This window comes from Comamonas jiangduensis, from assembly GCF_030162955.1.
GTDB lineage: Bacteria > Pseudomonadota > Gammaproteobacteria > Burkholderiales > Burkholderiaceae_C > Comamonas > Comamonas jiangduensis.
Genome location: NZ_JARXOV010000012.1, coordinates 98,883 through 120,347, shown reverse-complemented (window position 1 = coordinate 120,347; position 21,465 = coordinate 98,883). Strand labels below are relative to the sequence as shown.

The window sequence follows — 21,465 nt, the reverse complement described above, 5'->3', positions numbered from 1 at the left end:
GGGTGGGCTGCCTGATGTTCTGTACCATTAGGCAGCGTTTGGAATATCAAAAAATAGATACTCCGCCGCAAATCTATCAGGAAAGTGATATGCCAAACTCATTAGCAAAAACCCTAATCGAGAGGGCTTGCATTAATGCAGGAAGTGCTGTGGAGCTGTCAAAAATGCTCGGCGTGAAGCCCCAGCGAATCACGCAATGGAAGAACGGACACTTAAAGTGCCAGCCAGACGATCTAGCTGCAATAGCCGCTATTGCTGGGTATAACGCTCTCAATGTTCTAGCAGCCGCTACCTTGGAAGCTACAGAAGGAACGGCAAAAGGAGCGGTGTTAGATGCAGCATTGGGAAAAGCGATGAAAGCCACCGGATACGCAAACAACGGTGGTTCGACCCCCCAAAACAGCCTTAAAGACCAACTAATACAATGTATATTATGTTAAGTCGCTTTTACGAGCTATTCGACGTCAGTTTAAGCACCTCGCTTTGATGCTTCGCATTGCTTGAAATGTGGTCAATCGCGACAAGCGCAGGCCATGTTTCGAGCATCTCAAAAAGCACAATTTATCCACCTCCCTACCATGGCGGACAGCCTAACAAACTAAGACGTTGTACATAAATCAATTGCAGGGCGTGGACGTCCAACCGCGTTGTAAATTCACCTTAGCGAAGAGCAAGCCATTTGTGCTTGCAGCTGTACGGAATATGGACATCCGAATCCATCTGTCGCCTGCACAGGATGCGGAAGTCAGGCACTGCCCACACAAGCACATGCAGCTGAATCAAGGACTCCACCAAATCGGCCAGAACGCAGCGCTGCTCCGTTCTTTGCCTTCTGCGCCAACGCATTGGGCTGCCACACTTACTTGCGGGTCAAACGCAGCGCCCGCTCTGACAAGGCTCTGCGCTGCAAAGAACGACCGCCCCGGTTTTTGGTACCTGCTGCAGTTTCGGCCTCAGGGTTCTCTGCAGCGCCGCTGACTGCTGCTTGCGTAAGCTTGAGCATGGACTTGAGTTCTTGCACATGCTCCTTGCTCAGCGCCAAAGCCTGCTGGGCACTCAGATGGGCCGTTTGGCTGGCCAGCAACTCTTCCTCTGCCGCAGCGCAGCGCGCTTGCAGGGCTTCGTAGCGGGTTTGGGCTTTGTGCTCCACCTCTTGCCGGGCCTTTTTGGCTTTTTCTGTGTCTTGCCGACTGCGGTCCAGGTCGGCCAGCATCCGGCGCTCATTGCCGGCAAATTGTTCGGCCAAACGCTGGCGCTCTTGGGCTGCGGTTTCCAGCTCTTTGGAATGCTGTTCACGCAGCTGCTCTTGCGCGGCGCGCAGCGCAGCTTGCTCCAAGCGCTGTTTTTCCAGTAGCACATCGCGCTCATTGAGTTGTTGCTGCATTTCATTCAACCGGCGCGATAAATCTTCGCGTTGGTCTTGCGCCAGCTTCAACGCCGCATCCATGGCCATTTTTTGCTGCTGCATGGCCTCCTCGCGCTGCTGCAGCTTGGTTTGCTGGGCTTCCAGCTGCTTTTGCACCGCCTGGGCCGCTTCTTCGCGGGTTTGCAGCGCTTGCACAGCAAGCGCTTGTGCCTGCTGCATGGCATTGCTCCACAGCGCCTGCGCGGCTTCCAACACCTCGGTCGGTACGGCATTGCGCAAATCCTGGGTGTGCTGATTCAGGCCCAGCCGCGCGCCCAGCGTGGCAAACCATGCATCCAGCATGGGCGCCACGGTGTTGGGTGAGCCCCGCCCCATGTGCTGGCGCACTTTTTCAATGGTGGGTTTGTGCCCCTCGGCCAGCAAGGCATCGGCGGCGGCCCAAACATCGGCTTCTTGAATGCCTCGCGGTGTTTTTGGTGCTGTGGGTTGCATGGCTCTTAGATTACCATCGATAAGAGGTTGTTATCGTGAGTTGTTAGATATTATTATATAACATCACATGTATTACATGTTATTTAATACATATTCAGTGAGAAATACTACATATGCGCAACACAGACCTGCTGGCAGCGGCGAAAGAGGAACAAGGCCTGAGCCTGCTGAGCGACAGCACGCTCCACGCACTCAAAGAGCTGCTGCGCGAAGGTGAAGCAGCCAACACCGTGCGCAGCTACCAAAGTGCCATGCGCTATTGGGCGGGCTGGCACCAGTTCCGGCTGGGGCAGGCCATTGCCCTGCCCTTGCCGGTGGATGTGGTGCTGCAATTTATTGCCGACCATGCCCAACGCAGCACCCCGTATGGACTGCGTTGTGAGCTGCCCCCGTCAATCGATGCGGCGCTGGTGCAATCGGGCTGCAAGGCCAAGCTGGGTGCGCCCAGCCACAACACCCTGGTGCACCGTGTGGCGGTGATGAGCAAAGCGCACCAAAACCGGGGCATCCCCAACCCCTGCCATGATGAAAAAGTGCGTGAACTGCTCTCGCGCACGCGCAAGGCCTACGCCAAGCGGGGCGAGCGACCTCAGAAAAAATCCGCCATCACCAAAGATGTGCTGCAACAACTGCTGTCCACCTGTGACGACAGCCTGCGCGGCCTGCGTGACCGTGCCCTGCTGCTGTTTGCCTGGAGCAGCGGGGGCCGCCGTCGCTCAGAAATCAGCAGTGCAGACATGCAATACCTGCGGCAAATTGGCCCGGGCCAATATCTGTACGAGCTGGCTTTTTCCAAAACCAACCAAAGCGGCGCAGACTTGCCCGAAAACACCAAACCCGTGTTGGGAGCGGCAGGCAAAGCCTTGGCCGACTGGCTGGCTGCCAGCGGCATTACCGAAGGCGCCATCTTCCGGCGCATTCGCAAAGGCGGGCACCTGGGCGAGCCCCTGCAAGCGCCCGCCGTGCGCGCCATCGTCAAAGAACGCTGTGCGCTGGCCGGAGTGGATGGTGACTTTTCTGCGCACTCGCTGCGCTCGGGTTTTGTTACGGAAGCGGGCAAACGCAATGTGCCGCTGGCCGAAACCATGGCGCTCACCGGCCACCAGAGCGTGGCCACCGTACTGGGCTACTTCCGCGCAGAATCCGTCATCCACAACCAGGCCGCGCATTTGATGGATGAGGATTGATAGCATGCGCCCGGCGCTCTAGCATGGCTGCACCGGCTGAAAGTTCTCCCCTGCACTTTCATCCAGCACCAGCCCTCTCACCCGTTTCAGGAGTGCGCACCATGCCCCGCCCTAGCAGCCAGTCAGCCCCCAGCACCCAAGATCAGACCGCAGGCACCGCCGCCAAGCCCAACGCTGCAAGTGCCGCCAAGGTATTTGGCGCATCGGCTGCACTCGATGCGCTGAGCGCGATTGACGAACACACCCGCAAAGTGGTGGCACATGTACGCCAGCGCACCCACATCTCGCGCAACCTCGGCCATCAAGCCGCGCCAAACCGCGACAGTCTGGGCGCGCGCGCCGCTGATACCGTTGCAGGCTTTGGTGGCTCTTGGACTTTTGTGCTGCTGTTCGTCTTCACTACGCTGGCGTGGATGGTGGTCAACACCCTGCTTTTGGCATGGCAGGGGCACACCTTTGACCCCTACCCCTACATCTTGCTGAACCTGGTGTTGTCCATGCTGGCCGCCATCCAGGCGCCCATCATCTTGATGTCCCAAAACCGCCAGGCCGACAAAGACCGCGTGCGCAGCGAGCACGATTACGAAGTCAACCTCAAAGCCGAGCTGGAAATCATGCTGCTGCACGAAAAAATCGACCAGTTGCAAAACCAGCAATGGCATGAGCTGCTGGCGCTGCAACGTGAGCAGCTGCAACTGCTGGAAGGCCTGCTCCTGCAGCGCGGCAGCGCACCACAGGCCAGTTGATTCACAACTGCCGGGCAATTTGATCGAGCAGATGCGGCGTTACAAGCCAAACTGGCCTCTAGCGCTTATGCAGCAAGCGCTAGCAGCTATCAATCGTGAAATTGATTCTCTATAAAAAAAGCCACTCCCAAGGCGGCTTTTCATGGTGATCTGCAGCTGGCTGCAATATGGGTACTTTGGGGCGCGCTTTACACCGAACGCATCAGCCCGCCATCCACCCGAATATTCTGTCCGTTGATATAGGCACTGCCCTCACCCGCCAAAAACGCAATCGTTGCCGCAATCTCTTCCACCGTGCCATAGCGCTGCATGGGCACGGCCGCGCGGCGGGCGGCTTGTTCGGGTTTGCTGTTGATCCACCCGGGCAGCACATTGTTCATGCGCACGTTGTGCTTGGCGTATTCGTCCACAAACAGCTTGGTAAAACTCATCAACCCCGCGCGCGAGACGGCAGAGGTGGGGAACAAATCCACCGGCTCTAATGCCCACGCGGTAGAGATATTGACGATGGCCCCGCCCCCTTGGCGCACCATGATCGGTGTCACCACCCGCGCGGCGCGTACCACGTTCAGGAAATAGGCGTCCAACCCGGCGTGCCAGTCCTCGTCCGTCAACTCCAGCACCGGCGCACGCGGGCCATTGCCTGCGGAATTGACCAGTACATCGACCCGGCCCCAGCGCTCCATCACCAAATCCACCAGCTTTTGGATATCGGCTTGGCTCTGGTTGGTTCCGGCGACACCTATGCCGCCCAGTTCTTGGGCCAATGCCTCGGCTTTGCCGGACGAGGACAGCAAACCGACGTGGTAGCCGTCAGCGGCGAGTTTGCGGGCAGTGGCTGCGCCCATGCCAGAACCGGCGGCGATGATGATGGCGGTTTTATCTGTAACAGGTTTCATTTTAGTAAAAAATATTATTTTTTATAGAACTTCTAAATTCATTGTAAGAGATTTCAAGATTTCTTAATTTAGAAAGCATTTCATTTACTAACAAATCATATTTACCACCATCCTCCCATTTTCCACCTCTATCTACATTAAGAGTTGGAGCTAAGCATGTTCTATAAATATCTCCTGTTTGATTGTAGGGCCACATGTCGAACTTTTCACAATGAAATCTTAAAAAATCATCTAATGCTGAAATAAGTATTTTTTTTGATTCGTCAATTTCACAGATAAGAAAATTGTTTTTTTGCATTTTTAAAAAAACTAATGAATCCTCCAGCATATCCGTATGATTGCTCATCATTGCATCATTAGTCCTAATGTAATTTAAAAATGAATTCAGCTTCTCCTCTGAAATGATTTTATCAAACTTAATAAAAACATCTTTATCATGATTAATTTTATTTAACAACTCATTTTTTTGTTCTTGGTTTTTATATTTACATTCTTTAAAATCTATAAATTTTAGTACAATATTTGTCAGGACTCCATATATTGAGCCAAGCAAACATAGCATAAACCCCCAGAATTCATCTTTTTCACCTGTAAGTGAGTAGTTGTACTGCTTTTCCAAGAAAAAATTAACTAAATCAACCCATAATGGCGTTGTCATAATGGAAACACCAGAAATAACCAATACCAACACAATTCTATTGTGGAAATTTGGTATAAATAATTTTATTATATTTAAAATATCTATTTTTTTATAATCTATCATTTTGAAAAATATTTGCATTTTTTGATGAAGAATTAATGCCTTTTTCTATATGAATATTAATATCACATAAAGATTCAATTATTTTTACAAATTTATCAACAATTAAAATCGCTTGCCCATCTTCCTTCAACCTTCCCAAACATTGCCAAATCTCCTCTCGCACCACCGGCGCCAACCCCTCCGTTGCCTCATCCAAAATCAGTAACTTGGGATTGGTCGATAAGGCCCGCCCAATCGCCAGCATTTGCTGCTCACCACCCGAAAGCTGGTTGCCCATGTTGTGCTCACGTTCTTTCAGGCGCGGAAACAACTCATAGATTCGCTGCAAATCCCAAGCGGCATCCTGTTTAGCATCAGCTTTGCGTGCAAACGCCACCAAATGCTCGCGCACCGTGAGATTGGGGAAACACATGCGCCCTTCGGGCACCAGCGCAATGCCACGACGTGCAATTTCATCCGCTGGCAGGTTCGTAATCTCCTGCCCCTCAAAGAAAATCTGCCCCTTGCGCAGGGGCAGCGCGCCGGTGATGCATTTGATGGTGGTGGATTTGCCCATGCCATTGCGGCCCATGAGGCTGACGACTTGGTGCGGTTCAATCGTTAAGCTCACGCCAAATAGCACTTGGCTGGCGCCATAGCCTGCTTCGATATTGCGCACTTCGAGCAAAGGCCGACTACGTGTAATCATGGGAATGTCGAGGTACTCCTCCATGTCTGTCATATCTCCTCCCCCTCTTCCTGCCCCAAATACACGGCTTGCACGCGTGGGTCGTGCTGGATTTGCGCGGCTGTGCCCTGTGCAAATACCTTGCCGTAGACCAGCACGGTGATGCGGTCGGCCAGTTGGAACACGGCGTCCATATCGTGCTCAATCAGCAAAATCGCCATATCTTTTCTGAGTTGCTGGATCAGCTCCACCATTTCTTCGGATTCGGCCGGCCCCATTCCAGCCATGGGCTCGTCCAGCAGCAGCAATTTGGGCGTGGCGGCAATGGCCAAGGCGACATCGAGCTTGCGCTGCGCGCCGTGGGGCAAGGTGCCTGCCACGGTGTTCCATTGCTCTTGCAACTGCACGCGGTGGGCCAGCGCCCACGCTTTGGCTTTGAGTTCCGCATCTTTGTCGCGCACTTTGAACCAGCGAAAGCTATTGGCCTGGTGGGCTTGCACGGCCAGCAGCAGGTTTTCGGCCACGGTCAGCTTGGGGAAGATGCTCGTAATTTGAAAGCAGCGCGACAAGCCCGCCGCCACGCGCTGGTGGGGGGCGAGGTGGATGAGTTCTTGGCCGTCGAGCTTGAGCGAGCCGCCATCGGCAGCCAGCAAGCCCGAGATCAAATGCACCAGCGTGGATTTGCCTGCGCCGTTGGGGCCGATGAGGGCGTGGATTTCCCCCTGCTCCACTTGCAGCGATACATGATCCGTCGCGGTCAACGCACCAAAGCGTTTGACCAAGTTTTGAATGGAAAGCAGGCTCATGCCTTGCCCTCCTTGCGCTGATAGCTATGCTTTTTAGCTGCGCTGTCTTTTTTGGCAAAGAAAGCCGCCAAGCCCTTGGGCGCGAGGAACACCACGGCTATTAACAGCATGCCCATAGGCGCGTGCCAGTAGTCGGTGGTTTGTTTGAGGATTTCTTCCAACACCAGCCACACGGCCACACCCAGCGGCGCGCCCCAGCGCAGGCCGATGCCGCCAATCACCACCATCACAATCAGCAGGGCCGACTGGTTCCACTGCATCAGGCTGGGGCTGACAAACAGGTTTTGCGTGGCCAGCAGCGCGCCGGACAAGGCGGCAATGCCGCCCGCCAGTGCAAAAGCCAGCAGCTTGAGGCGCACTGTGGGGTAGCCCATGGCTTGCATCCGCGTTTCGTTGTCGCGAATACCTTCCAAGGCGCGGCCAAAGTACGAGCGCTCAATCCGCGACAGCAATAAAAATATAGCTGCCAGCACAAGCAGGACAAGGGTAAACAGCCAATTTCCCTCTGCATTCACACCCTCCCACAGCAACAGTGGGCTATACATGGTGTAGCCATCGTCCCCGCCATAAGCGCGCAGCGACACAGCCAGGTAGTACAGCATTTGCGCAAAAGCCAGCGTAATCATGATGAAGTACACGCCCTGCGTGCGCATGGCCACCAGCCCGATCACAGCGGAGATCAGCATGCCCGCCACGGCGGCGACCAGCCAGATGAGCCAAGCGTTGCTAAAGCCGCCCTCCACCATGGCCACCACGGCATAAGCGCCCACGCCCACAAAACCGGCGTGGCCCAGGGCGACGAGCCCTGCGCGGCCAATCAGAAAGTTCAGACTGAGCGCGGCCATGCTGACGATGAGCATGCGGCGCACAAAGTCCACGTAATAGTCCAGCCCCAGCGCGGGCGCGACCCAGGGGAAAGCGCCCAGCAGCAACACCAGCACGGCCAGCACACTGTGGCTGACCCAGCGGGCGTGGGCGTTGGAGGCTAAAGCCGGGGGATTGGCTGGCGGGCTGTCTACATTGACCAATTTGCGATCCATCACAGAAAACACCACCTATGCTTTGGCGGGAAACAAGCCCGATGGTTTGAACACCAGCACGCCGGCCATCAAGACATACATGGCAATGCTGGCAACGGCAGGGCCAATGTCGGCCGCCAAGCTGGGCGAGAGCACCTCCCGCAACAACGGTGGCAGCAAGGCGCGGCCTGCGGTATCGACCAAACCGACCAGCAACGCCGCAATCAACGCGCCGCGCACGGAGCCAATGCCACCGATGACGATGACCACGAGGGCAGGAATCAAAATGCTCTCCCCCATGCCCACTTGCACGGCGCTGATCGGCGCCATGAGCGCGCCCGCCAATGCCGCCAGCGCTGCGCCCATGCCAAACACAATCGCAAACACGCGGTTGACGCGAATGCCCATCCACTCGGCCATCTGGCGGTTGGACGCGCCAGCGCGCACCCACATGCCGAGCTTGGTGTGGTTGACCAGCAGGTACAACGCCAGCGCAGCGCACAAGCCTGCAGCCAAAACAACCAAGCGGTAGGACGGATAAGGCAGAAAACCGAATAGCTCCACCGGCCCCGACAGCGCAGCCGGTGTGGGCGCCATGATGGGCGATGGGCCCCAGATGGCTTTGACGGTGTCGTCTGCCATCAAGATCACGCCAAAGGTGGCCAGAACCTGCGAGAGGTGGTCACGCACGTACAGCTTGCGAATGAGCACGGCCTCCAGCACGGCGGCCAAAGCCACGGTGACCACAATGCCCACGGCAATCGCCAACAAGAAAGAGCCGCTGTGCGTATGCACGCTGGCAGAGACATAGCCCCCCGCCATGAACAGGGCGCCGTGGGCGAGGTTGAGCGTGTCCATGATGCCGAACACGAGGGTGAGGCCCGCCGCCAGCAAAAACAGCATCAGGCCGTAGCCCAGGCCGTTCAAGGCCTGTTCCAACAGAAAAACCGAATCCATATGGTCTTACCAAATAACGAGCTACAGCAGCTTGGTGCCCAAGGGCACCGCCTGATCGGGCACACAAAGCACCACGCCGCCGGCTTCATCGTGAAAGCCGGTGACCAGGCATTCCGACATGACGGGGCCGATCTGTTTGGGTGGAAAGTTGACCACCGCCACCACTTGCTTGCCGATCAAGCTTTCGGGCGTGTAGTGGGCGGTGATTTGCGCGCTAGATTTTTTGATGCCCAGCGCGGGGCCAAAGTCCACCTGCAACAGGTACGCGGGCTTGCGCGCCTGGGCAAAGACTTCAGCGCTAACAATGCGCCCCACGCGCAACTCCACGCGCGTGAAGTCATCCCATGCAATGGTTTCCATAGGTTTTAATAGCTGCCAGCGCTTATTTCATGCCGCATTCAGCCGCAAAACTGTCTTGATGGGCGGTGAAAATCTTGCCCGGCTGTAGCGCGTTGGTGATAAGGCCGTCTTTGGTTTTGACGACCTGGCGCAGGTAATAGTCCTGGGTGAGGAACTGGTTGTTGCCGTAGCGCACATTGCCGCGCACCGAGTCGAACTTGGCGGTTTTGATGGCCTTGGCCACGACGGCCTTGTCATCGAGCTTGCCGCCCACGGCCTTGACGGCAGCGTTGAGGTTCATGACCACGTCGTAGGCAAACGCGGCGTACAGCGTGGGCAGGCGGCCATAGGCCTTTTGGAACTCGGCCACAAATTGCTTGTTGGCGGCGTTGTCCAGGTCGTGCGCGTAGCTGGAGGCGTTGTAGATGCCCACCATGGGCTCGCCCACGGCGGCGATGATGTCTTGGTCGGCCGTAAAGGGCGAGGAGATCAAGACCATGTCTTTGTTCAAGCCCGCGCCCATGAACTGCTTGATGAAGTTGATGCCCATGCCGCCGGGCTGGAAGATGTAGACCGCATCGGGCTTGGCGGCGCGCAGCTGGGCCAGCTCGGCTGCAAAGTCCAGTTGGCCCACTTTGGTGTAGACCTCATCGGCCACAGGTTTGGCATAGCCGCGCTTGAAACCGTTGACCGCATCTTTGCCTGCGGGGTAATTGGGGGCCAGCACGACGACTTTTTTGTAGGCCTTGTCGGCGGCATGTTTGCCTGCCGCTTCGTGCATGGCGTCGTTTTGGTAGCTGGTGCCAAAGAAGAACGGGTTGCACTGCTTGCCAGCCAGCTGGCTGGGGCCGGGGTTGGCCGACAAAAATGGCACCTTGGCGCCAAACACCGTGGGGCCGAGGGCCAACACCACGTTGGAGCCAACAGGGCCGGTGAAGAAATCGACCTTGTCGCGCTTGATAAAGCGGTCTGCCACCTGTCGCGCGGTTTCGGGGTTGCCAGCGGTGTCGGCCTGAATGAATTCAGCAGGCACGCCGCCGAGTTTGTTGTCCAGCAGCTTGGCTGCCAGGTTCAGGCCGTCTTTGATTTCGGCGCCGGGGCCTGCAAACGGGCCAGAAATATCCAGGGCCACGCCCACTTTGATGGGGTTGGCGGCACTAGCGCTGGCGCTGGCCATGCACAGCGCAGCAGTGGCCAAAGCAGAAGGAGCCAGGGTGAACAGGCGGCGGGCGTAGGTCATGGTGCTTGTCTCTGAGATAGTTGGAAGGTGCGCAACGCCGCACAGCCTACACAGCATGCTCTGTTTTGTGGAGCTAATGCCCTGCCCCTGTTGCAAGCATGCTCACATGCCCTCAGCTTTGTGCAAGCTTGCTTGACAGAGGCAATGCCTGCGCTGTGCGTGCCAACACGGACGAATGGCACCTCGGCCGAAAAGTGAACGGTTGAAATCGTTTTATAGTTTCTTTTAATTACAAAATAAACCACAGCTAACAATAAGCTGCGTGCGCAACACCCCATGTCACACCCCACTCCTGCGGCCCACGCTCTAGGCCGCTGTGCCTTTGTTTTGCTTGCTTTGGGCAGCACCTGCGCCGCGGCGGGCGGGCTGGACCGCACCGCCCAAAGCTTGTCCCCCTTGTTTGAAAAAGGCCGCTACGTGGGCGTGGACGGCTACTACTCCCGCCCTTCCGTGCAAGGCCGCGACGCCATGGGTTTTTCGACCGGCAATGTTGCCCCCAGCTACGGGCAATGGGGCTTGAGCTACAAGCAAGACCTCAGCCCCCAGCTGTCGATGGCGTTGATGCTGACCCGCCCGTTTGGGCTGCATATCCGCTATGACCGCAGTGCTTCGCCCTTGCTGGGAGGTACCGAAGTCAAGCTCTCCACGCGCGAGTTGCAGGGAGTGCTGCGCTACAAGTTCAATGCGCAATGGGGCGTACATGGCGGCCTGCGGCTGCAGCAATCGCACGGCAGCGTCACCCTCCAAGGCATGGCGTATGGTGCTGCGCTCGGCGGCTATCACGTGAAATTTGCCCGCAGTACCGAGCCGGGTTATTTGCTGGGCATCAGCTACGAACAGCCAGACATTGCCTTGCGCGTGGTGGCCACGTATTACTCGGCCATCCGCCACCGCGTTCAGACCACCGAAAACCTGTGGCCTGGGTCAACCCAGACGGCATCCACCTCACCCCAGACATTCAATCTGGATGTGCAAACCGGCATTACCGCCAGCACCTTGCTGTTTGGGCAGATCCGCTGGGGAAATTGGGAAGCGTTTGAGTTGCGGCCCCAGGCTTTTGCCACCATCACCCGGGGAAAAAGTCTGACGGATTTGGACAACGCCATCACCTACACCCTGGGCTTGGCACAAAAATTCTCGCCGCAGTGGACGGGCTTTGTGGCGCTGGCCCATGACAAAAAAAGCCCATCCATGCCGTTGTCACCGTTGCGCCCCAGCAGCGGTAGACAGGGCTACACCTTGGGGCTGGTGTATGACAACGAGGTGGTCAAAATCAGCCCCTGGGTGAGCTACCAAAGACTGGGCGGCGCAGAAGTCTCCACCACCCAGACACCGATGGCGCGCTTTGGCAAAAGCTCGGCTACGGTGTTTGGCATTCAGATGGGCTACCACTTTTAAGCGGTGGCATGTGGCGCGGGCCTGTGAATTTCAGGCCAACGCGTGAGGCAACCCCATCAGCGCTAAAGCCGTCTGGTGTACGACCGATTGGCGGTCTGCCAAGGCCAATGGCAAATCAAAATGGTTGGTGCCCGGCGCATCTACCCACTGCCCGGGTAAACAGCGGGCCTGCCAGGCCGCCAGATATTCGCGCGACTGGCGCTTGAACTCGGTGGTTTCGAACTCTCCGCACGCCACGCGCAACTGGCAATGGCTGTGCGTGCTGGCATCGGGCAGCGCAAAACGCGGGCTGTTGCGCAGGGCGGCGGCGTCATCCAGGTGCATCCAGGCGTTGATGTGCGTGGTGATGAGAGGCTGCAAATCAAACAGCCCACTAAAAGGGAAGGCGGATGCCGGTGTGGCGCTGGCGGGCAAGTCGTAGTCTTCTTGCCAACCCTTGGCCAGCAACATGCCCACCAAATGGCCGCCTGCGGAGCTTCCGCACACACAGATGTTGCGGGCATCGCCCCCATAAATCGCGATGTTGCGCACCACCCATGCATAGGCCTGGCGGATTTGATCGACGATGTGATCGAGCGTGACCGCAGGGGCCAGATCGTAATCAGACACCACGACGATGGCGCCTGCCTGGGTGAGCGCTGGCGCCATAAACGCCGAATCATCTTTGCCCAAGGCGCGCCAATAGCCGCCGTGGATATAGATAAAAACAGGAGCTGCTGGCGCTTGTACAGCAAGCGCTGGAGGCAAATAAATATCTAAAAGATCAGTCGCGCGCGGGCTGTAGCGCTGGTTGCGTACTGCGCCGGGCAAGGCCAACGCCGCGTGGCTTTCTTGGGTGTAGCGCGCCATGTAGGCCAGCGCATCTTGCACACTGGCGCGGGCGTTGTATTGGCGGTCAAAGTGGGCTTGAGCAGTCATGTCGCTGGTATTCATGCTTCAAGCTTAACGTTGATAGCGGTGAAACCAGCGCAGTGGCCAAGCTTCAAGCCCCCAAGTTTGGCTGAAGCATTCCGGTTTTAGCCCAGCGCGGCAATCACATCGGCCGGTGCCTGCACCAACTCAATCAACACGCCCTCTCCCGCAATCGGAAACTCGTCATTGCTTTTGGGGTGTAAAAAGGTGATGTCATAGCCTGCGGCACCCTTGCGGATGCCACCGGGGGCAAAACGTACGCCTTGGGCAGTGAGCCATTCCACGGCCTTGGGCAGATCGTCAATCCACAGGCCAATGTGGTTCAGCGGCGTGGTGTGCACGGCGGGCTTTTTGTCGATGTCCATGGGCTGCATGATGTCCACCTCTACCTTCATGGCACCGGTGCCCATGGCCAGAATGTCTTCGTCCACATTCTCGCGCTCGCTCTGGAAGGTGCCGGTTTGCTCCAGACCCAGCATATCGACCCACAGCTTCTTCATGCGCTGCTTGTCAGTGCCACCAATGGCCACTTGCTGGATGCCTAAAACTTTAAATGGGCGGGGGTTGCTCATGGCAGATAGTCCTCAATGTTTACGGAGTCAATAAATTCAACGGGAATGAAGCGCTGGGCATAGTCCAGATATACGCCAGAGCGCAAGAACAGCTCAAAAATATCGGGGTCTATATGGTGGTGGCGCCGCATGTCAGCCATCAGGTCAAGCACTTCGGACAAGGGCTTGCGCGGTTTGTAGGGGCGGTCACCAGCAGTCAGCGCCTCAAAAATATCAGCCACGGCAATCATGCGTGCTACCGGACTCATGTCTTCGCGGCGCAGGCCTTTGGGGTAGCCGGTTCCATCCATTTTTTCGTGGTGCCCGCCTGCAATTTCAGGCACCGCCCGCAGATGCTGCGGAAATGGCAGGCAAGTGAGCATCTTGATGGTTTGAATGATGTGCTCATTGATTTTGTAACGCTCCTCGTCCGACAACGTGCCTCGAGCTACCAACAGATTGTGCAATTCACCACGGTTGTAGAGCAACTCAGGCACTTGCATCTTGAAACCTCAGACATTGTCGGGTGCAATCTGATCGTGGGGCGAGCGCTCAATGCGGTGTGCGGGCTTATCGGCCAGCAGCAACTCTTGCGCAGGCAATGGTGTGGACTGCTGGCGCTGGGCCTCTGCCAGCGAGATACCGAGGGTGTCATCCAAGGTGCGTGTCCAGGTACGTTGGGCAATGTGGCGCAGCCGCTCTTGCTCTGCAGCACCCAGCTTTTCACCGCCCTGGTTGCAAGCGGCCACAAAGGCAAACTCCTCATCCAATTCGCGACAGGTCTGGAGCATGGCTGCGCGGGCTTGCTCGGGCTGGGCGCCGGCTGCGATCGCTTCGTACATGGTGATGTGTGCATCGCGCTTGAGCACTTCAAAACGCATGCGCACTTCGTGGATGCGGTTGTAAATGGTTTCGAGCTTGGTTGCCTTGTCCACCACAAATTCAGGGGTTGTGACTTTGCCGCAGTCATGCAGCCACGATGCGACATGTACGGCCTCCCAGTCATGCGCAGAAAGTGCGAAGTCTGCAAATGCTCCATCGGTCTGATCGCAGGCAGCCTGGGCCAGCATTTTGGTGAGTTCTGGCACGCGCGCGCAGTGACTGGCGGTATAGGGGCTCTTGGCATCAATCGCACCAGCAATCAATTCAATAAAAGCGGTAAACAGCTTCTTTTGTTGCTCAATCAAGGCACGCGCTTCCAGCGAGACGGCCGCGTTGCCTGATAGCGCAGCCACAAAAGCCACCTGCGTATCCACGGGCGGAGATGGCATAAATAACACCATGGCCCCCACATATTCGCGGCGACGGTTGAGCAGCGGAATGACCACGCTGTGCGATAGCCCTTGGGCGATAGCACTGGGTGCCAGTTGCAAGCCCTGGATATCTGCAATGGTCAGCGGCTGACTGGTCACCGCGTTTTCGCGCAAACAACGTTCCAGCAAAGGCCCGCAGGAGCATGGATCAGGCGAGGTTGAGGGCGGCAGCGGAATGGTTGCCAGCGTGGCCAAAGCCTGGTCATCCAAGGCAGTGCCATCCGCCAAGCGCCCACAGGCTGGATAAAGCTGGTCACCATCGGCCAGGTACAGCAAGCCCGAAGCGGCACTTGCCGTCAACATGGTTTCTTTGAGCAAGCGCGGCAGCAAGCGGTCAAACTGCTCTTCTGCGGCGACTGCCATGCTCAGGTCCAAAAAACGCCGAATGGTGTCCTGCATGCTTTGGAGCGTGACGCCCAGTTCATGGGTTTCTTTGATCAAGCTGTCGACCTGGATAGGCTGCTCAAAATCGAATTGCTCAATCGCCTGGACATCCAAAGCCAAGCGGCGCAACGGCCTGGAAATAGCTTGTGCCAGCAGCCAAGCAACCGGCATGGACAGCAAAATGATTGACAACGTGACCACTGTTGACCATTGCAACTGCTGCCGCGCAGCAGCCGTCAGTTCCATCTCTGGCACTGCCAACAGCAGCCGCATGTCTTGCGTCGCTTTGTCAGGCACCTGTATGGATGCTGTCCACCACGATTGACCACCAGGGTCAGTAAACTGCTCCATATCTTTTGCGCCAGGGTCTTTGAACAGATGGTTCAAAGGTACGCTGTGCAAGGACTCTAGCAAGGGCATGTTGCTGTTCGTGCCGTTTGCAGCATCCAGCAGTGCTCCGATGTGCTCGTTGGCAAGCAGTTCGCCACGGCTATTGACCAAAGCCAGCTGGGTTCCTGGCGTGAATTTTTGCTGCGTCAGGCGATCGCTCAGTGTGGCCAAATTGATATCGGCCCCCACCACCACCCCACCCCAGCTTGCTGCAGATGCCAGGGTGATGCCAACGGAGTGCGTGGTGTGAAACAGGTAGGGGCGTGTTTGTATCAGCGTTGTGGACACTGTGGCCTCACGCCACCATGCACGGTCGCGCGGATCGAACGTGCTGACGTAATCAGGGCGGTCCACACTCTCGATAATTTCGCCAGCGGCATCCAGAAAAATGTAGCGCCCCACATTGTCGGCGCCTCGCTCAATGCTTTGCACCATCATGTGCGCCTCTGCCGGCGCTGACAGTTGTTCTCGTGAGCGCTCATCGAGTTGACGCAGCAGGAAAAAATCCCCATTCGGGTAAGCCGCATACACCGCGCTGACAGCCTTTGCGCCCTTGAACACCTGGCTCAAAGCGTTCAGAGCATTGAGGCGTTCCTGGAGCGTTGTTGCCCATGTAATACGGTGCAGGCGGAGAAATTCCACCGCCATTTCCGCAGGCTCCAGGGTGTTGTGCAGCTCTTGCTGGACAGACGGGCCAATGCGCTTCCACTGCTCATGGGCCGCAGTCTGCAGCATGCCTGCGCTGATGTGATAGCCCAGTCCACCGATCAATCCGCCGACCAGCAAGGTCATGAAGAAAAATAATGTGGAAATGTAAACATGCAAGGGCTGAAGCAGGCGCATGGTAGTCCCCATTTCTTAGAGCCTGACGGTTCAAGCCAGTGTACAAAACTGGCTTGCAGCGCCCTTGCACGTTGTGGCGTGATCGCAAAAACGTTATTCGAATTCGATGATCACATCATCAACCGCCAGCGAGGCACCCTTGCCGGAGCTGATTTTGCGCACCACGCCATCCTGGGTAGCGAACAAGATGTTTTCCATCTTCATGGCTTCGATTACAGCCAGCTTTTCGCCCGCCTGCACCTTCTGCCCTTCTTGCACAGCCACATCCACCAGCAAACCGGGCATGGGCGAGAGCAAGAACTTGGACATATCGGGCGGCGCCTTGTAAGGCATCATCTCGTGCAGCTTGCCCCCCAGTGGCGACAGCACCATGGCTTCGATCTGCGTGCCGTTGTGGATGATGCGCAATGCCAGCGGATTTTTGGGCGTGCCGCGCTCGACCTGCACCGTGAAGGGCTGGCCGTTGCAAATGCCTTGCAGACGCACTTCGCGCATGGCGCTGAAGCTCTGGAACTCATAGCGCTTACCGTTCAGCGTGACCGTGCTCTTGCGGCTGTCGTACTCGAAATCGCTCACGGTGACGGCATGGTGCTGACTCTCCCCTTCGGCGCCCAGCACGACCACGGTGTAATCGGCCGAGACCACCACCTCGTGGCCGCGCATCTGGCCACTGATGGTGGAGGCACGTGCACGGTAGCGGCGGTTCATGTGGGCAGCCAGGGCCACCAGGAAGTCCGGGTCGCTGTGCGGCACGTCGCTGCTGTTGAAGCCGTGCGCGTAGTGCTCGGCAATGAAGCCGGTGTTGAAGTCACCCGTCTGGAACTTGGGGTGCGCCAGCAGCGCCGCCTGGAACGGGATGTTGGAGCTGATGCCACGGATGACAAAACCGTTCAGGGCTTCGCGCATCTTGGCGATCGCCTCGGCGCGGTCCTTGCCGTGCACGATGAGCTTGGCGATCATCGAGTCATAGAACATCGGGATCTCGCCGCCCTCGTACACGCCGGTGTCCACGCGCACACCGTGCAGGTGCTCGGTATCTGCCTGCCACATGGTCTGCTCGGGCGGGTTAAAGCGCACCAGGCGGCCGGTGGAAGGCAGGAAGTTGCGGAATGGGTCTTCGGCGTTGATGCGGCATTCCATCGCCCAGCCGTCGCGCTTGACGTCTTCCTGCTTGATCGTCAGCTTTTCGCCGGCGGCCACGCGGATCATCTGCTCGACCAAATCGAGGCCAGTGATGCACTCGGTCACCGGGTGCTCCACCTGCAGGCGGGTGTTCATCTCCAGGAAGTAGAAGTCCTGGTTCTTGCCGACCACGAATTCCACCGTGCCGGCCGACTGGTACTGCACAGCCTTGGCCAGGGCCACGGCCTGCTCACCCATGGCCTTGCGCGTGGCATCCGAAATGAAAGGTGAAGGAGCTTCTTCGATCACCTTCTGGTGGCGGCGCTGGATGGAGCATTCGCGCTCATTCAGGTAGATGACGTTGCCGTGGCTGTCACCGAGGATCTGGATTTCGATGTGGCGCGGCTGCTCGACAAACTTCTCGATGAAGATGCGATCGTCACCAAAGCTGTTGCGCGCTTCGTTTTGGCAGCTGGCAAAGCCTTCGAAGGCTTCCTTGTCATTGAAGGCCACGCGCAGGCCCTTGCCGCCGCCGCCGGCCGAGGCCTTGATCATCACGGGGTAGCCGATACCCTTGGCGATTTCCACCGCCTGCTCGGGGCCAGCGATGGGGTCGTTGTAACCGGGGATGGTGTTGACCTGGGCCTCATTGGCCAGCTTCTTGGAGGCGATCTTGTCGCCCATGGCAGCAATCGAGTGCGCCTTGGGGCCGATGAAGGCGATGCCCTCGTCTTCGCAGCGCTTGGCAAAGGCCTCGTTCTCGCTCAAAAAGCCGTAGCCGGGGTGGATGGCCTGGGCGCCGGTCTGCTTGGCGGCGGCAATGATGCGGTCAGCCACTAGGTAGGACTCGCGGCTGGGCGCTGCGCCAATATGCACGGCCTCATCAGCCAGCTTGACGTGGCGGGCCTCTTTATCAGCCTCGGAATACACCGCCACGGTGGCGATACCCATCTTGCGGGCGGTAGCGATCACGCGGCAGGCGATCTCGCCACGGTTGGCGATCAAGATTTTGGTGAACATGTTGTCTGCTTCCTTTGTTTTTTGTCTCGAGAATTGAGCGAACGGGAATCCAAGCGTTCGATCAACTGCATTGCTTCTTGCGTTTTTTCTAATCGCACGCCAAGCCAGCGCTGCACCTGCACTGCCGCGCCGTAACCCAGGCCCACGATGGGGCCCATGAGCGGCGAAATCAGCATCGCGCCAATAATTACGGCGGTGGAGTTGGTGTTGAGCCCGACGGACGCAATCAAAATGGCAAAAAACAGCACCCACAGGTTGGTACCACCAAATTGCACGCCCGAGCGCACCATATCGTCGATCACGTCCGGATCTTGCTGGTCATTGCGTAAATCAAACAAAAACAAGAGGTTCGGGCGCATGGTCGCAGTGCCTTACAGCGGTATGTTGCCGTGTTTGCGCCAAGGGTTTTCCAACTCCTTGGTCTTGAGCATCTCCAGCGAGCGGCAGATCCGTTTGCGAGTTTCGTGCGGCTGGATCACGTCGTCAATGAAGCCTCGTGCGCCGGCCACAAAAGGGTTGGCAAAACGGGCCTTGTATTCGGCTTCGCGGGCTGCCAGCTTTTCAGGGTCGTTCTTGTCTTCACGGAAAATGATTTCCACCGCCCCCTTGGCGCCCATCACGGCAATTTCCGCATTCGGCCAGGCCAGATTCACGTCGCCACGCAGGTGCTTGGAGGCCATCACGTCATACGCACCGCCGTAGGCCTTGCGGGTAATGACGGTGATTTTTGGCACAGTGGCTTCTGCGTAGGCATACAGCAGCTTGGCACCGTGCTTGATGATGCCGCCGTATTCCTGCGAAGTACCGGGCATGAAGCCTGGCACGTCCACGAAGGTGATGACGGGGATGTTGAAGGCATCACAAAAACGCACGAAACGCGCCGCCTTGATGGACGACTTGATATCCAGGCAGCCGGCCAGCACCAGTGGCTGGTTGGCCACGATGCCCACGGTCTGCCCCCGCATGCGCGCAAAGCCAATGATGATGTTCTTCGCGTAATCGGGCTGCAGCTCAAAGAAATCGCCATCGTCCACCGTCTTGATGATCAGCTCCTTCATGTCGTAGGGCTTGTTGGCGTTGTCTGGCACCAGCGTGTCCAGCGACATGTCGGCACGGTCCGCAGGATCGGTTGTGTCTCGTACGGGTGCTTTTTCTTTGTTGTTCAGCGGCAGGTAGTTGTAGAGGCGTCGCAGCATCATCAATGCTTCAACGTCATTCTCAAAGGCCATGTCAGCAACACCGCTCTTGGTGGTGTGGGTGATGGCACCGCCCAGCTCTTCGGCCGTAACTTCTTCGTGCGTCACGGTTTTGACCACTTCGGGGCCGGTCACGAACATGTAGCTGCTGTCCTTGACCATGAAGATGAAGTCGGTCATGGCAGGTGAATACACGGCGCCACCGGCGCAAGGGCCCATGATCATGGAAATCTGCGGCACTACGCCGGAGGCCAAGACGTTTTTCTGGAACACATCGGCATAGCCGCCCAAAGACGCTACCCCCTCTTGAATACGTGCTCCGCCAGAATCGTTGAGACCAATCACAGGCGCACCCACCTTCATGGCCTGGTCCATGACCTTGCAGATTTTCTCAGCATGGGTTTCGGACAAAGCGCCGCCGAACACGGTGAAGTCTTGGCTGAACACAAACACCAAGCGGCCATTGATCATGCCGTAGCCAGTCACGACACCATCGCCGGGGATCTTGGTGTTTTCCATACCAAAGTCGGTGCAGCGATGTTCGACGAACATGTCCCATTCTTCAAACGTGCCGTCGTCCAGCAGCAGTTCGATGCGCTCTCGGGCGGTGAGTTTGCCCTTCTTGTGTTGCGCGTCGATGCGTTTTTGCCCGCCGCCGAGGCGGGCCTGTTCTCTTTTGGCTTCTAACTGGGCCAAGATGTTGTTGTGTTCCATATGTCGTCCTTGGGTCCTCTTCCGATAGGGATGGCTTGTTTATTCAGCATGTAATGTTGATTGAACATTGCATGTGCGCTGTATTTATTCAAATTTGCTAGCTGTATGCGCTTGTTGGCTTTGTGCTGCAAGCAGATTTCTTGCTGCAGTGCTTGCAGCCAATTTGCCGCTGGCAACTTCGGCCTGCATGCGCGGCAACAAGGCCTGCACCTGCGGGTGCTGCTTGAAAGCGAGCTTCAGCCCTGCGTCAATCCGCTCCCACATCCAGTCCAGCGACTGCTTCTCGCGCCGAGCTGCCAAACGCCCATTCGCGGTTTGGAGTTGCTGAAACTGTTGCACGGCTGCCCAGAATTTATCGACGCCCTCGCCTTTCAATGCACTGAGCTGCAGCACACGCGGCTGCCACAGTGCGCCGGTGTTGGCATGGTCAGGGTTGCCGTGCATGCCCAGCAATCGCAAGCTGGAGGTGATTTGCGCCTGTGCCCGCGTGGCCGCATTGGGGTCAATATCAGCCTTGTTGATCACCACCAGGTCCGCACGCTCCATGACGCCCTTTTTGATGGCTTGCAAGTCATCACCGGCATTGGGCAGTTGCAGCACACAGTACATATCGGTCATGCCATGCACAGCAATCTCACTCTGCCCCACACCCACGGTCTCGACAATCACCACGTCGTAGCCTGCGGCTTCGCAGACCAGCATGGATTCGCGGGTTTTCTCGGCCACGCCGCCCAGCGTGCCGCTGGAAGGGCTGGGGCGGATATAGGCTTTGGGGTTGACCGAGAGCTGCTCCATCCGGGTTTTGTCCCCCAAGATGGATCCGCCCGAGACGGTGGAAGATGGATCAATCGCCAGCACCGCCACTTTGTGGCCTTGTGCCGTCAGATAGGTGCCCAACGCCTCAATGAACGTGGACTTGCCTACGCCCGGCACGCCGCTGATACCCAGGCGCAGTGCTTTGCCGGTGTACGGCAACAAAGCCGTCAGCAAGTCGTCGCCTTGCTGGCGGTGGTCGGCACGGGTGGATTCCAGCAAGGTAATGGCTTTGGCCATCGCCCTGCGCTGCACGGCGGCGTCGCCTTGCAAAATGCCCGCTTGCATTTGCTCAGGTGTCACTGGGCAATCTCTCTGTCTATAGATA

At 57.4% G+C, this 21,465-nt stretch carries 21 protein-coding genes; 4 read left to right on the top strand and 17 right to left on the bottom strand.

The window, feature by feature from the left end; all coding sequences use genetic code 11:
* A partial coding sequence (locus QEP12_RS10990) for a helix-turn-helix domain-containing protein (RefSeq protein WP_284214269.1) occupies positions 1-440 on the top strand: 440 nt, incomplete at its 5' end.
* A 419-nt stretch (positions 441-859) separates the two neighbouring features.
* Here QEP12_RS10990 and QEP12_RS10980 read toward each other — a convergent pair.
* Positions 860-1,858 carry a DNA-binding protein gene (locus QEP12_RS10980; RefSeq protein ID WP_284214268.1) on the bottom strand — a complete coding sequence of 333 codons (999 nt, stop codon included), beginning with the start codon at positions 1,856-1,858 and terminating at the stop codon, positions 860-862.
* A gap of 113 nt (positions 1,859-1,971) precedes the next feature.
* Here QEP12_RS10980 and QEP12_RS10975 point away from each other — a divergent pair, with 113 nt between their 5' ends.
* Positions 1,972-3,045, top strand: a complete 1,074-nt coding sequence (locus QEP12_RS10975) for a site-specific integrase (protein ID WP_284214267.1) — start codon at positions 1,972-1,974, stop codon at positions 3,043-3,045.
* Positions 3,046-3,146: 101 nt separating this feature from the next.
* Positions 3,147-3,791 (top strand): DUF1003 domain-containing protein, encoded by a 645-nt coding sequence (locus tag QEP12_RS10970; RefSeq protein ID WP_284214266.1) that lies wholly within the window; start codon positions 3,147-3,149, stop codon positions 3,789-3,791.
* Between the two features lie 188 nt (positions 3,792-3,979).
* Here QEP12_RS10970 and QEP12_RS10965 read toward each other — a convergent pair whose 3' ends face one another.
* From QEP12_RS10965 to QEP12_RS10930, 8 genes are read right to left on the bottom strand one after another with little or no spacing between them, the layout of a single operon-like run.
* Positions 3,980-4,690, bottom strand: coding sequence for an SDR family oxidoreductase (locus QEP12_RS10965; protein ID WP_284214265.1), 711 nt, complete (start codon positions 4,688-4,690; stop codon positions 3,980-3,982).
* 1 nt (position 4,691) lies between these two features.
* On the bottom strand, positions 4,692-5,471 hold the full coding sequence (locus QEP12_RS10960; protein ID WP_284214264.1) for a hypothetical protein: 780 nt from the start codon (positions 5,469-5,471) through the stop codon (positions 4,692-4,694).
* Positions 5,440-6,120 (bottom strand): ABC transporter ATP-binding protein, encoded by a 681-nt coding sequence (locus tag QEP12_RS10955; RefSeq protein ID WP_284214277.1) that lies wholly within the window; start codon positions 6,118-6,120, stop codon positions 5,440-5,442. The genes QEP12_RS10960 and QEP12_RS10955 overlap by 32 nt, the downstream gene beginning before the upstream one ends.
* A 50-nt stretch (positions 6,121-6,170) precedes the next feature.
* Positions 6,171-6,926, bottom strand: coding sequence for an ABC transporter ATP-binding protein (locus QEP12_RS10950; RefSeq protein WP_284214263.1), 756 nt, complete (start codon positions 6,924-6,926; stop codon positions 6,171-6,173).
* The gene (locus QEP12_RS10945; RefSeq protein WP_284214262.1) at positions 6,923-7,966 is read right to left on the bottom strand and encodes a branched-chain amino acid ABC transporter permease; all 1,044 of its coding nucleotides are present in this window, start codon (positions 7,964-7,966) and stop codon (positions 6,923-6,925) included. The genes QEP12_RS10950 and QEP12_RS10945 overlap by 4 nt, the downstream gene beginning before the upstream one ends.
* A gap of 15 nt (positions 7,967-7,981) precedes the next feature.
* Entirely contained in the window at positions 7,982-8,902 is a 921-nt protein-coding gene (locus QEP12_RS10940; RefSeq protein WP_284214260.1) for a branched-chain amino acid ABC transporter permease, read from the bottom strand.
* A gap of 21 nt (positions 8,903-8,923) precedes the next feature.
* Positions 8,924-9,262: a tRNA-binding protein gene (locus QEP12_RS10935; protein ID WP_174864253.1), complete on the bottom strand. Its 339-nt coding sequence runs from the start codon at positions 9,260-9,262 to the stop codon at positions 8,924-8,926.
* A 22-nt stretch (positions 9,263-9,284) separates the two neighbouring features.
* Positions 9,285-10,481, bottom strand: a complete 1,197-nt coding sequence (locus QEP12_RS10930) for an ABC transporter substrate-binding protein (protein ID WP_174864254.1) — start codon at positions 10,479-10,481, stop codon at positions 9,285-9,287.
* A 276-nt stretch (positions 10,482-10,757) separates the two neighbouring features.
* Between QEP12_RS10930 and QEP12_RS10925 the strand changes: the two genes are divergently transcribed.
* Positions 10,758-11,879, top strand: coding sequence for an OmpP1/FadL family transporter (locus QEP12_RS10925; protein WP_246254492.1), 1,122 nt, complete (start codon positions 10,758-10,760; stop codon positions 11,877-11,879).
* Between the two features lie 30 nt (positions 11,880-11,909).
* Here the strand turns inward: QEP12_RS10925 and QEP12_RS10920 are convergent, their stop codons facing one another.
* From QEP12_RS10920 to meaB, 8 genes are all read right to left on the bottom strand, one after another.
* Positions 11,910-12,812: an alpha/beta hydrolase gene (locus QEP12_RS10920; protein WP_431308081.1), complete on the bottom strand. Its 903-nt coding sequence runs from the start codon at positions 12,810-12,812 to the stop codon at positions 11,910-11,912.
* 83 nt (positions 12,813-12,895) lie between these two features.
* Positions 12,896-13,363, bottom strand: coding sequence for a VOC family protein (locus QEP12_RS10915; protein ID WP_284214259.1), 468 nt, complete (start codon positions 13,361-13,363; stop codon positions 12,896-12,898).
* On the bottom strand, positions 13,360-13,845 hold the full coding sequence (locus QEP12_RS10910; protein ID WP_284214258.1) for an HD-GYP domain-containing protein: 486 nt from the start codon (positions 13,843-13,845) through the stop codon (positions 13,360-13,362). Before QEP12_RS10910 ends, QEP12_RS10915 begins: the two co-directional genes overlap by 4 nt.
* 9 nt (positions 13,846-13,854) lie before the next feature.
* Entirely contained in the window at positions 13,855-16,221 is a 2,367-nt protein-coding gene (locus tag QEP12_RS10905; RefSeq protein ID WP_284214257.1) for a cache domain-containing protein, read from the bottom strand.
* A gap of 144 nt (positions 16,222-16,365) precedes the next feature.
* Positions 16,366-18,414, bottom strand: coding sequence for an acetyl-CoA carboxylase biotin carboxylase subunit (gene accC / locus QEP12_RS10900; RefSeq protein WP_219164597.1), 2,049 nt, complete (start codon positions 18,412-18,414; stop codon positions 16,366-16,368).
* The gene (locus tag QEP12_RS10895; protein ID WP_219164596.1) at positions 18,396-18,773 is read right to left on the bottom strand and encodes a DUF389 domain-containing protein; all 378 of its coding nucleotides are present in this window, start codon (positions 18,771-18,773) and stop codon (positions 18,396-18,398) included. Before QEP12_RS10895 ends, accC begins: the two co-directional genes overlap by 19 nt.
* 12 nt (positions 18,774-18,785) lie before the next feature.
* Positions 18,786-20,324, bottom strand: coding sequence for an acyl-CoA carboxylase subunit beta (locus QEP12_RS10890; RefSeq protein WP_219164595.1), 1,539 nt, complete (start codon positions 20,322-20,324; stop codon positions 18,786-18,788).
* Positions 20,325-20,408: 84 nt separating this feature from the next.
* The gene (meaB, locus tag QEP12_RS10885; protein ID WP_174863507.1) at positions 20,409-21,440 is read right to left on the bottom strand and encodes a methylmalonyl Co-A mutase-associated GTPase MeaB; all 1,032 of its coding nucleotides are present in this window, start codon (positions 21,438-21,440) and stop codon (positions 20,409-20,411) included.
* Positions 21,441-21,465: the final 25 nt, after the last annotated feature.